Annotated in this window: 10 protein-coding genes; 6 read left to right on the top strand and 4 right to left on the bottom strand. The window is 71.3% G+C overall.

The genetic code is table 11. The features are described from left to right. The 3 genes from VFW66_10030 to VFW66_10020 form a co-directional block, all read left to right on the top strand. The coding region (locus tag VFW66_10030) for a hypothetical protein (protein HEX5387027.1) at positions 1-710 on the top strand (710 nt) is incomplete at its 5' end. A gap of 17 nt (positions 711-727) precedes the next feature. Next, positions 728-1,636, top strand: a complete 909-nt coding sequence (locus tag VFW66_10025; GenBank protein ID HEX5387026.1) for a polysaccharide deacetylase family protein — start codon at positions 728-730, stop codon at positions 1,634-1,636. Then, complete coding sequence (locus tag VFW66_10020; GenBank protein ID HEX5387025.1) at positions 1,633-2,823, top strand: ATP-grasp domain-containing protein; 1,191 nt, start codon at positions 1,633-1,635, stop codon at positions 2,821-2,823. Before VFW66_10025 ends, VFW66_10020 begins: the two co-directional genes overlap by 4 nt. A 22-nt stretch (positions 2,824-2,845) precedes the next feature. On the opposite strand, the gene VFW66_10015 is transcribed toward VFW66_10020, so the two are convergent. The 4 genes from VFW66_10015 to VFW66_10000 are packed head-to-tail and all read right to left on the bottom strand — an operon-like array spanning position 2,846 to position 7,396. Continuing rightward, entirely contained in the window at positions 2,846-4,012 is a 1,167-nt protein-coding gene (locus VFW66_10015) for a glycosyltransferase (GenBank protein ID HEX5387024.1), read from the bottom strand. Continuing rightward, the gene (locus tag VFW66_10010) at positions 4,009-5,256 is read right to left on the bottom strand and encodes a glycosyltransferase family 4 protein (GenBank protein ID HEX5387023.1); all 1,248 of its coding nucleotides are present in this window, start codon (positions 5,254-5,256) and stop codon (positions 4,009-4,011) included. The genes VFW66_10015 and VFW66_10010 overlap by 4 nt, the downstream gene beginning before the upstream one ends. Then, positions 5,253-6,452: a glycosyltransferase family 4 protein gene (locus tag VFW66_10005; protein HEX5387022.1), complete on the bottom strand. Its 1,200-nt coding sequence runs from the start codon at positions 6,450-6,452 to the stop codon at positions 5,253-5,255. The genes VFW66_10010 and VFW66_10005 overlap by 4 nt, the downstream gene beginning before the upstream one ends. Positions 6,453-6,466: 14 nt before the next feature. Then, positions 6,467-7,396 (bottom strand): glycosyltransferase, encoded by a 930-nt coding sequence (locus VFW66_10000; protein HEX5387021.1) that lies wholly within the window; start codon positions 7,394-7,396, stop codon positions 6,467-6,469. A gap of 216 nt (positions 7,397-7,612) precedes the next feature. Between VFW66_10000 and VFW66_09995 the strand changes: the two genes are divergently transcribed. The 3 genes from VFW66_09995 to VFW66_09985 form a co-directional block, all read left to right on the top strand. Continuing rightward, entirely contained in the window at positions 7,613-8,842 is a 1,230-nt protein-coding gene (locus tag VFW66_09995; GenBank protein ID HEX5387020.1) for an ABC transporter ATP-binding protein, read from the top strand. Between the two features lie 3 nt (positions 8,843-8,845). Next, complete coding sequence (locus tag VFW66_09990) at positions 8,846-9,976, top strand: glycosyltransferase (GenBank protein HEX5387019.1); 1,131 nt, start codon at positions 8,846-8,848, stop codon at positions 9,974-9,976. Beyond that, the coding region (locus tag VFW66_09985) for a glycosyltransferase family 39 protein (protein HEX5387018.1) at positions 9,977-11,376 on the top strand (1,400 nt) is incomplete at its 3' end.

The following is an 11,376-nucleotide window of genomic DNA, read 5'->3' as shown; positions in this document are numbered from 1 at the left end:
TCGCCATCGCGATCGAGAACCGCTTCGCGCTCGAGACGCTGCTCGGCATGCGCGACACGCACACCGGCCTGCACCTCGTGCCCGCGCTGCCGCGCCTGGTTGCGAATGCCTGGTCGCACCTTCGCAAGCACGAGGCGTATCGCACCTACCTCTACAGCCGGCGCGGCTACGCGGCGCTGGTCCGCTCCGCCGGATTCCGCAACACCCGCGTGCTGGATCTCGCGCCAAGCTACAACGACTACGACTTCATCATGGACCCGCGCGACCGTGCGAGCTACGCGCTGCTCTGGCGGAGCCGCTGGACCCGCGCGTTTGCCCCGGGCACCGGTGCCGTTCGCCGGTGGCTCGCCCGGGCGCGGCCCTCGTGGCTCGGGCACCTGGGCTATGCCTATCTCGTGATCGGCGGCGAAACCGATGTCGTGCTGGATGCAACGCACCCGCTCTGGAACACCGTGCGCGAGCTGGGCCTCGAGCCGGGCAACTCGCGGTTCGCCGCGAGCCTCACGGGACCCGGCACCATCGCGATCCTCACCCACGACGGGCGCCGCCCGACCGGGCTCGTCACACTCTCCCCCGAAGCTCTTCCCAATGGTCCGCTCCCGACGCTCCGCGCGCGCTCACTTGCCGAATACCTGAAGGGGCGGCTGGAACCGCTCGGCGGCCGGCCGTTCGGCGACTGGTACGCCGACGTCTATCGCGTGACCGAATAGCCGTGGGGCGTGCCTCGATGCGCGGAACGCTAAAGGCGGCGCTCGAGTCGGCGCTCCTGCACGGCGGTCCCGCCGCGCTGAATCGGCGGCGGACGCGGAGCCGTGCGCTCGTGCTCGCGTACCACAACATCATCCCGCACGATGAGGCCCCCCCCGGCGAGCGCGCGCTGCACCTGCCGCGGGCGGAATTCGCCGCGCAGCTCGAGCAGCTCGCGCGCGCCTGCGACGTCGTCCCACTGGCGGACCTGTTCCGCCCGCCGGCTCGCGCGCGCCCCCGCGCCGCAGTCACCTTCGACGATGCCTACCTCGGCGCCGTGACCGAGGGCGCCGACGAGCTCAGCCGGCGCGGCCTCCCGGCCACGTTCTTCGTGGCGCCCGGCCTGCTCGGCGGTCGGAGCTTCTGGTGGGACGACGTGGCCGGCGGAGCCCTGGACGGCATGCCCGCAACGCTGCGGGAGGCGTTGCTCACCGAATGTGGCGGCCGGGATGACGCGGTTCGCGCCCGGACGGGCTGCGCGGCCGCCGAGAGCAAGGTGGCCGGCTGGGCGCGCAGCGCGAGCGAGGCGGCGCTCGCCGCGCTCGTGCGCATTCCCGGCTGCACGCTGGCATCGCACACGTGGGATCATCCGAACCTCGCCGCCGTCGGCGGCGATGACCTCGCTCGCCAGCTCGATTCGTCGCTCGCGTGGCTCCGCGCGAAGTTTCCGGAGGCGACGCTGCCCTGGCTCACGTATCCGTACGGGCTCGCATCAAAGGCTGCGGCGGCCGCGGCGGCTGCGGCCGGGTACACCGGGGCGTTCCGCGTCGATGGCGGATGGCTCGACCCCGAGCGTGGCCCAGGGTTCACGCTGCCACGGCTCAACGTCCCGGCGAATCTCACCCGGCGCGGGTTCGCGCTCCGGCTCGCGGGCCTGCTGTGCCGGTGAAGGAAGCGGTCCTCATCACGGACGGTGAGCAGCGCGCCGCCCTGGCCACCGTGCGCTCGCTCGGGCGGTGCGGCTACCGCTGCATCCTCACCTCGGCCGATGGGCGCTCGCTGGCCGGCGCGTCGCGCTATGCCGCCGCGGACCACGCGCTGCCGCCACCGCTCAACCAACCCGAGCAATTCGCCGAAGCCGTCGCCGAGCTCGTGCGGCGCGAAGGCGCCGCGCTCGTGCTGCCGATCGCCGAGCCCGCGATGCTGGCGCTCCTCGCACAGCGCGAGGCGCTTTCGCCGGCTCGGGTTCCATTTCCCGATCTCGCGACGTTTCGCGACCTCTCGAACAAGGCGCTGTTGCTCGACGCAGCGCCGGCCTGCGGTATTGCGGTGCCCGCACAGCACACGCTGCGCCAAGTGGCCGATTTGGCGGCGATCCCCGAAGACGGGCTGCGATTTCCCATCGTCGCAAAGCCGGCCCGCTCGGTCGCCGAGGCCGATGGGCGGCGATACAAGCTCGGCGTATCCCACGCCGCGAGCCGCGCGGAATTGGCGCAGGCACTCGAGGGCCTGCCAGCCGCCGCGTATCCCGTGCTTCTCCAGGAACGGATCGTTGGCCCCGGCGTCGGGATCTTTCTGCTGTTGTGGCGCGGGGAGCTGGTCGCGCAGTTCGCGCATCGGCGCCTCAGGGAGAAACCGCCTTCCGGAGGCGTGAGCGTCTATCGCGAGAGCATCGCCGCCGATCCGGAGCTGGTGGCGCGGTCGCGGGCGCTGCTCGAACGATTCGGTTGGCAGGGCGTCGCCATGGTCGAGTACAAGCTCGACGAGCGGACGGGCACGCCGTATCTGATGGAAGTGAACGGCCGCTTTTGGGGATCGCTCCAGCTCGCGATCGATGCGGGCGTCGACTTCCCCGCGCTGCTGGCCGATCGCGCCCTCGGCCGGCGCCCGGCGCCGGTGCTCGACGCCCAGCTCGGCGTCAGGAGCCGCTGGTGGTGGGGCGACGTCGATCACCTGCTTGCGAGACTCCGCCGAAGCGACGCCGAGCTCGCATTGCCGCCAGGCGCGCCGCGTCGGGCGCGTGCGCTGCTCGACTTCGGCACGCTCTGGCGCCCCGGCGACCGCAACGAAATCCTGCGTTGGAGCGACCCCGCGCCGTTCTTCCGCGAATCGCGGCTCTGGTTGTCCGGGAAGTGATGCGGCGGGCGAGAGCGGCGCGTCAGCGGGGAGCGCTCGGCTCGGCCGGCTGCGCGCTCCGGCCCAGACACCCGCGGTAGAGCGCCGCGTAGCGCGACACCATCACGTCGAGACCGAACTCCGCAACAGCACGCGCGCGCGCGCTCGCAGCGTAGCTCGCGCTCAGCTCGCCGTCGGAGAGCACGCGGTCCATCGCCGCGGCGAGCGCCTCCGCATCGCCCGGCGGCACCACGACGCCGCCGTTCTCCCCGAGTGCCGCCGGAACGCCCCCGACCGCCGAGGCGACGATTGGCCGCCCGGCGAACATCGCCTCGAGCAGCGCGAGGGGCAGCCCCTCGGAGAGCGACGGAAGCACGAAGAGATCGGCGCCTGCGAGCAGATTCGGGATGTCGGAGCGGAGGCCGACGAGATGGACCCGGCCCGCGACGCCGAGCTCGCGCGCCTCAGCGGCCAGGGTCTCCGCCAAGTCTCCGCGTCCGGCGATCACGACGTGCAGATCGGGATGTCGCGGGGTGAGGCGGCCGAGCGCGGCCACGAGGTGGGTGTGGCCCTTGACGGGATAGAGATTCCCCACCGCCAGAGCGATCCGCGCGATCGGCCCGAGCCCGAGCTCCGCGCGAATGCTCGATTGCGCCATCGGCTCGAACGCGACGCCGTTCGGCACCAGCGTAATCCGCGACGGTGCGAGGTGGAGATCCCGGCTCAATGCATCGCGCGTCGGCTCGGATACCGCTACGAGCCGGCAGCTCGCAGCGGTCGCCAATCGCATCAGGATGCGCCGGCGCAGGTACGCCGCGTGGTAGCGCCCGCCGTGCATCGTGATGACGTTCGGAATCCCGGCCAGCCGCGCCGACCACGCACCGTACACCGCGAACGAGAATTCGTGGCTGTGCACGAGATTGATTCTGTGCGCGCCGAACGCGCCGGCCAGCCACCGCGCGAAACTCGGGGAGAGCGCGCGCTCAAGCCGATAGCCCTCGACGGCAACGCCGCTCGACTGAAGTTGCCGCGTGAGCCATCCCTCCCCCTTGGCTGGGAGGAACGCCACCACCTCGGCTCCGCCGGCTCGGAGGGCGCCGGAAAGGTCCGCGAGCATCCGCTCGGCACCGCCGGGCCCGTCGGAGGCGATGAGCTGCGCGATCCTCAGACCCTTGAGTCCGCTGCTCGCCAGCCCGCTGCTCGTGCTCACGCCGGTACGCGCCCGCCGCCTCGGGCCACGCCGGGCAGCTTACGCCGTACGACTCCCGAGAGCCACCGGCCGTACACTACCGGCCCCGTCTTCGGGCCGCCCCATCCGAGCTCCGCCTGCGGCTTCGCCAGGAGCTCCGTGTAGGTCGCCTCGAACCCGGAGACGTAGCGCGAAATGAGAAACCGCTCCTGCACGGTCGCGCGTGCGGCCGCGCCGAGCCGGTGGCGGAGCGCCGGATCGCGGATGGCGACGTCGAGCGCGCGCACGAGCGCCGCCACGTCCTCGATCGGCACGATGAGCCCGCTCTCGCCGTCGCGCAGGATCTCGTTCATGCCCGGGGTGTTCGTCGCGATGATCGGCAGGCCGAACGCGGCGGCCTCGATGACGGTGAGCCCGAAGCCCTCGTCCCGCGCCGGCGAGACGGCCATGTCCGTAGCATCTCGGAGCACCGCGCCGGCGGAGGGCACGAGGCCGAGGAAATGCGCCGTGTCCGCGAGCCCGAGCTCGCGTGCCAGCGCCTCGAGTGCCGGCCGCTCCGGCCCGTCGCCCACGACGAGGAGGTGCACGTTTGGATGGGTTCGGCGCAGCTCGGCGAAGGCGCGGAGCATCAAGTCCACGCCTTTGCGGTGAATCAGCGAGCCGACGCGGGTGAGCGTCACCGCGTCGTCCGGAATGCCGAGCCGGTGGCGCAGGCCCCGCTCGTCGCCCCGGGCGAGCAGGTCCACGTCGACGCCGTTGTAGATGACGCGGGTCCGTTCGCGCGGCATGCCGTCGTCGAGCAATCCGTCGATGCAGCCGTGGCTCACCCCAACGGCGAGCGTCGCCTGATGCAGGCCCAGGGTGAACCGGTCGCGCTGCGCGTACACCACGTGCAGGTGGGCCAGCAGCGGCAGGCGCTCGCCGCGCGCTATCGGAAGCAGCCACTGGTGCGGCGCCGCGCTGTTCGAGTGGAGCAGCCGGATGCCGTGCTGGCGGACGATCCGCCGGCCTTCGCGCACAAGGGCGAGATATCGGCCGATAGCGTACCTGGGCGGAGTCCAGTGCAGCAGGATGGAGAACTTCGACTGGTGCACCGGCACGTCGAGCGCGCCCGCCTCTCGGGCCAGCGCCGCCGCGTTGCACCAGAGGATCGGGCGGAAGCGCGCCCGATCGATATGGGTGAGGAGGTCCAGCAGGCAGCGCTCGCTGCCGCGGATCCAGTCCTCGCCGTAATGGGTGAAAAGAATCGGGACCGGAGCGGTCATGCGCGCGGCGGAGGCTCGGTGCGGTCGCCGAGCAGCTCGCCGTAGAGCTGCTCGATTGACCCCACGTTCCGCTCGATGGAAAACTGCTCGGCCCGCACCCGTGCCCGCTCGCCGATCGCGCGCCGGCGCGGCTCGTCGGTGAGGAGCGCGGCGAGCGCGGCCGCCATGTCGTCCACATCCGCCGGATCGAATAGGACGCCGGTGTCGGGCGTCACCGTCTCGGCCGGCCCGCCGAGCCGGGAGGCAAGGACGGGCTTGCCAAGCGCCATCGCCTCCACCACCACGAGGCCGAACGGCTCGGGCTCGATGGAGGCGTGCACCACCACGTCGGCCGCGGCCATCAACGCGGGCACGTCGCCACGTTCACCGAGAAAGCACGCGCGACCGCCGAGCCCGGCGTGGGCCGCACACGCGCGGAGCTCGGTCTCGTACGCCTCGCCGCCGGCGGGTGTGGCGCCGGCGAGCACGAGGTGGCACCGCTCGCGCAGCCCGCTCGGCAGCCGCGCCATGGCGTCGATGAGCAGGTGTTGTCCCTTCCACCGTTTGAAGTTCCCGGCCATCACGACGAGCGGCGCCTCCGGCGGAATGCCGAGCGACTGGCGAACGCTTCCGGCCGTGCGGCTCGCCGCGCGGAGCGCTTCGATGTCGATGCCGTCGTAAATCTGCGCGATGCGCTCCTTCGGAATGCCGGCGCGCACGAGCGTGTCCTCGATGTGGCGGCTGATCGCCACGATGCGATCGAATCCGCCCACCAGCCTGCGCCGCACACGTCCCCTCGGCATCGCGATCGGTCCACGCGCGTGCGCCACGATCGGCCGCTTCACCAGGCGCGCAGCCGGCAGCCAGTCGACGTATCCATGGTCCGGAGTGTTGTTGAGATGGACGAGGCTCGCGCCGACCGATTGGAGAAAGCGCGCCCGCACGCCGACGGCTTGCGCGGCGCGCCGGGCGCGCCCAATGGGCGTCCGGCCGCTCGATGCAACCGCAGATTCTTCGACCTCGCGCCAGAGGTGGACCTCGACACCTTCGGCGCGCAGGCGCTCGGAAAACCGGTTCGGCTCCCAGAACACTGCAACCGGCTCGAAGCGGGGCCGGTCGAGATGGCGCGCGATGTCGTAGAGGCACTGGAACGAGCCGCCGACCGTGCCGTCGCGGTTGCCTTCGATGAGCAGGATGCGATGCGGTGTCTCGGGCATGGGCGCGGCGACGATCACGCGCCTGCGGCGTGAGGCGGCGCGCCATACGCGCGGAAGCGTCCCCACGCGGTGGCCGCCGCCTTGAGATCCTCCACCCACACCTCAGGCCGCGCGACCAGGCGGCGCAGCCGGAACCGGCACTCGGATTCGAGCATCTCGCGCCAGAGCCAGAGCGGTCTGCCGCCGAGTGCGGTGCCCCCCGCCGCGGGCGAGGTGCGCGCGAGATACTCCCCCCACCCGTGATACCAGTCGCGGATGTAGCTCACCCGCTGGCGCGCGGCGGGAATGTAGTGCTTGACCCGCGCGCCTGGCACCCACCACCCATGCGCGCCTTCCGCGAGCAACTGCTTCACCAGCGTGATCTCCTCACCGCGCAGTCCGCTCTCGGGGCGGGGCCCGAGCCGCGGATCGTACCGGCGTTCGCGCTGCTCCTTCATGCGCATTGCCATGTTGGCGCCGAACGGCACGTCGAACCCGCCGAGGGGCCGCGGCTCGCCGCCCAGATCGAGCGCGGCAAAGGCGTACTCCACCTGGTGAAACGTGCGCGCGAGCCACGGCGGCGGGTCGCCCGCGAACCACGGCTCGATCGGGCCGCCGAAGACCGCGGCGTCAGGCCAGCGCCGGAACGCCTCGACGTACGCCGCGAGCCAGCGAGGGTCCACCAGCACGTCGTCGTCGGTGAAGAGGATGTAGTCGCCGGTGGCGGCCGCGACGGCGCGGTTCAGCGCGTGCGACTTGCCCGGCGTGGGCTCGGTGAGGGCCCGGAGCGGCAACGCGCCATCGAATGCGGCAACGACGCCATCAGTGCCGTCGGAGGAGTTGTTGTTCACCACCAGAAGCTCCCAACTCACCTCCGGCGGCACCTCGAGCTGGATCATGCGCTCGAGCGTCTGGCGGAGCATGTCGCAGCGGTTCCAGGTGCAGATGGCGACGGAAAGCTTCACGCGCGCTCCGGCTCGGGGAGTCCAGCAGGGGTGCGGCTGCGGGAGCAACCTGCATGCCTCGGGGCCCGGTCCCGCGCCGCTTCCGCTGTGGTCGCATCGCCACACGTCGGGCGATGTGCCGCGCGGCAAGCCGCCCGCCCCCGCGTGGCCAAGTCGGGTGCGTCCGGGGCATATTTGTTGAAGTTAGCCTCCGCTTTCTCAACTCGGGACTGGTCGATGACGCAGGCAGGAATCGAGGTCCGCGCGCTCTGGAAGAAGTTCCACCGGGGAGAGGTGCACGACAGCCTCCGCGACCTGGTGCCTGCCTTCACCCGGCGCGTCGTCGGCCGCCGGCCACCGTCCGACCAGCTCCAGACCGGCGACTTCTGGGCCCTCAAGGATCTCACCTTCGACGTGCTGCCCGGCCAGACGCTCGGCGTAATCGGCCAGAACGGAGCGGGCAAGTCGACGCTCCTCAAGGTGCTCACCCGCATCCTGCGACCGACGCGCGGAAGCTGCCGGATTCAGGGCCGCGTCGGCGCGCTCATCGAGGTGGCCGCCGGGTTTCATCCCGATCTCACCGGCAGGGAGAACATCTTCCTGCAGGGCGCCATCATGGGCATGCCCCAGGCCGACATCCGCCGGAAGTTCGACGCGATCGTGGACTTTTCCGGAATCATCGACTTCATCGACACGCCGGTGAAGCGCTACTCGAGCGGCATGAACGCGCGGCTCGGATTCTCCATCGCCGCGCATCTCGATCCCGACGTGCTCATCGTGGACGAGGTCCTGGCGGTCGGCGACTTCGGGTTCCAGCAGCGCGCGTTCGGCCGGATCGCCGAGCTGGCGCGGAGCGGGCTCCCCGTCATCGTCGTCTCCCACCAGCTCGACCGGATCGCCGCGCTCTGCACCCACGGGATCCTGCTCGACCGCGGCGCCGTGATCCGCGCCGGCACGCCCGCGGAGTGCATCACCGCATACACGCTGGGCCAGGGGCGGGCGCCCGCGACGAACGGAAGCCACCCGGTGGTGCTCGAGACGCTGACGCTCGCGGCCGGGTCGCAGGCGCGCTCCGGGGCCGAAGCGCGGCTCCGGATTACCGGCGAGGCGACCGACTACGACCGGCACGAGACCGATTCGCTCGGCATCCGGGTACGCGCGCTTCACAGTGGCGAGGTGCTCTTCTCGACCGGTACCGGCGACTTCGGGCTGCACCTGCCCGAGCGCGGGCGATTCGAGCTCGAGCTCGACTTGCAGCTCAACGTGGCACCGGGCCTTTACGCCGCGGAATCGTTCATCTGGGACCATCTGCGGGGGCAGGAGACGCTGCAAGGACCGACCCTCGTACTCGAGGTCGAGGAAGGTACCCGATTCTGGGGCACCGTGCAGATGAATCCGCGGATGGATCTGGCGTCGTCCCCCGACACCAAGCGCCGCGCGCCGCTCGCCGACCGGTCGCGCGCGTAGCCGATGCGGGTTCTTTACTCCTCGTACCGCCCGTACATCCCGCAACGCGTGGACGGTGCGCTCTACGCGGCGCACTCGCTGCTCGCATTGCTCGTGCGGCGAGGCCACGCGGCCGAGGCGGTGGTGCCGCTCGACCAGCGGCGCGGCGGGCGGCTCAACACATATCGCGCCGCGCGCGCGCTCACGGGCCGCCGCCTCCTCGCGCTTGGCGATCGGTGGAACGGCTACCGCACGTACCGCATGTGGGACAATCTCCTGCCCGCGGTGCTGCACCGCCGGATCGCGCGGAAACGTCCCGACGTCGTGCTCACCCAGCTCGACGGCTGCGAAGCCATAGCCGCCGAGGCGATGCGTGCGGGCGTGCCGGTGATCGTGTGGATCCATGACAACGAGTTCACCTACTTTCGCGGCCAGCTGCCGCCGAGCCCGCTGCTGCTCTCGATCAGCGCCACGGATTTCGTATCGGCAGGGATGCGCGCGGGGCTGGGCTATGAGTCGCCGGTGCTCTATCCGCCGATCGATCTCGCGCGGTGCCGCGCCCAGCGGGGCGCCGCGGCCGACGCGGTGACGCTCATTAACCCGGTGCGTGAGAAGGGCGTCGAGATCGTGCTGCGCGTGGCCGAGTTGCTGCCGCACCGCCGCTTCCAGTTGGTGGAGACCTGGCCGCTATCGCCTGAAGCGCGGCGCGCGCTGGAGGGCGCGGTGGCACGGCTGCCGAATGTTTCGCTGCACCCCTCGTCGCCCGAGATAACGCCGATCTACGCTCGCACGAAGCTCCTCCTCGCGCCCTCCCAGTGGGTGGAAGCGTTCTGCACGGTGGCGTTCGAGGCCAACGTGAACGGCATTCCTGTCGTCGCGAGCCGGATCGGAGGCATCCCCACCACGGTGGGCGAAGGCGGCATCCTGCTCGAGCCGGATGCGCCGGCCGAAGCATGGGCGCAGGCGGTGGAATCGCTCATGAGAGACCCCGCGGCCTACGAGGCGCGGTCGCATCTCGCGCTGGCCAACGCCGCGCGGCCCGAATTCGATCCGGAGCGCATCGTGGACCGCTTTCTCGGGCTGGCTCAGTCCCACGTCGAGCGTGCCCGCGCCGGTGGCGAGGCAATGGCCGCGCCGCGGCTGCAGGGGGCCTGAATGAAGCCCGAGCCCGCCACCAGGCGCGAGCGGATCTGGCTCCTCGTGATCCTCGCCGCCGCGCTCGCGCTCCGGCTCTGGGTCTGGCCCGACCGCTGGATCAATCCCGATGAAGGCGCCCACCTCATGGACGGGCGTCTCGCGCTGCACGGGCTGGTGCCGCTGGTCGACTTCAGCTCGCGCCAGGTGGTCTACACCTATCTCTTGGCGGGCCTCATCTGGATCGTCGGGCCCGATTTCGCGCTCGTGCGGCTCGGCGTGGTGCTCGTGTCCACGCTGTCGGTGTGGCTCGTGTACCTGCTTGCGCGCCGCCTGTTCGGCGGTCGAACGGGGCTCGCCGCCGCGGGTGTGTACGCGATGGTTCCGCTTGCGGTGATCTGGGCGCCCATCGTGCACATCGAGCCGTTCTCGATCGCGATCTCCTGTATCGCGCTGCTCGCGGTGGTGCGCCACCTGGAGCACGGCGGGTGGCGCCCGCTCGCGGCGGCCGGGCTCCTCCTGGGCATCGCGTTCTACGTGCGGGAGACCTCGCTCGCCGCCATGCTCGCGGCGCTCGTGGCACTCGCCGTTGCAAGCCTTACCGGGCGCGGCGGCGCGGGCGGGCAGTCGTTCGTGCGGCGCGCGGCCACGCTGGTCAGCGGGTTCGTCGTGCCGGTCGCGGTCCTCGGCGCGCTCTACAGCTCACACATGACGCCGAAGATGTGGTGGCACAGCGCGCTCAATCCGCTGGCGCTCGTGCTCAAGCACACCGGCAAGATCTCCCGCGCGCTGGGCGCGGCCTCGCCGGTGAACGCGGCCGAGACGATCCGCCGGGGCGAGCAGCCGTGGGAAAAGACGCTCTCGTACATCCACGAGGTCACGCTGCTCAACGCCGCGCTGTTCGTCGGCATCCTGATCTCGCTCGCGCTCCTCGCGCGCGCGGTGCGCCGCGGCGGCGGCGAGCTCGAGCGCGTCCGCGTCCCCTTCGCGCTGCTCTATGCATGGGTCGGCGGCCTTGGCCTCATCTACGGCTACTGGAGCGTCTACCGCGGATTCTTCCCGCAGTACGCGGAGGAATTCCTGCCGGGGCTGTCCATCCTGCTTGGCTTTGTGCTCGTGGAGATCGCGGCGGGATGGCCGAGCATCGGCCATCGGTTCGGCCGGGCGTTGATCGCGCTCGCGGTGTTCGCGGCGGTCGTGTTTGTAGCCGAGCGCACGGTGCCGTCGTTCGACATACCCAACTGGGCGTATTTCGTCGGCGCGGCCGTCGTGCTCGCGTGGTGGTACCTGCCGGCATCGCGGCGCACCCGGGGTTTGCTCGGCGCCGCCGCCGTCGCGCTCGCTTCGACGATTCTCATCGCCGCCCCGGGGTCGCCGCATGCGGCCGTCGCGCTCGGCAAGACGCTCGCGATTCCCGCGGT

Source organism: Gemmatimonadales bacterium (assembly GCA_036279355.1).
Lineage (GTDB): Bacteria > Gemmatimonadota > Gemmatimonadetes > Gemmatimonadales > GWC2-71-9 > DASQPE01.
Note: the sequence above shows the minus strand (reverse complement) of the source record. Positions and strands in the feature narration are given on the sequence as shown.

What these genes read in the sequence shown, in the direction of transcription:
- VFW66_10010 (HEX5387023.1), bottom strand. Translation starts at nt 5,256, where the DNA reads ATGACCGCTCCGGTCCCGATTCTTTTCACCCATTACGGCGAGGACTGG.
- VFW66_09990 (HEX5387019.1), top strand. Translation starts at nt 8,846, where the DNA reads ATGCGGGTTCTTTACTCCTCGTACCGCCCGTACATCCCGCAACGCGTG.
- VFW66_10025 (HEX5387026.1), top strand. Translation starts at nt 728, where the DNA reads ATGCGCGGAACGCTAAAGGCGGCGCTCGAGTCGGCGCTCCTGCACGGC.
- VFW66_09995 (HEX5387020.1), top strand. Translation starts at nt 7,613, where the DNA reads ATGACGCAGGCAGGAATCGAGGTCCGCGCGCTCTGGAAGAAGTTCCAC.
- VFW66_10005 (HEX5387022.1), bottom strand. Translation starts at nt 6,452, where the DNA reads ATGCCCGAGACACCGCATCGCATCCTGCTCATCGAAGGCAACCGCGAC.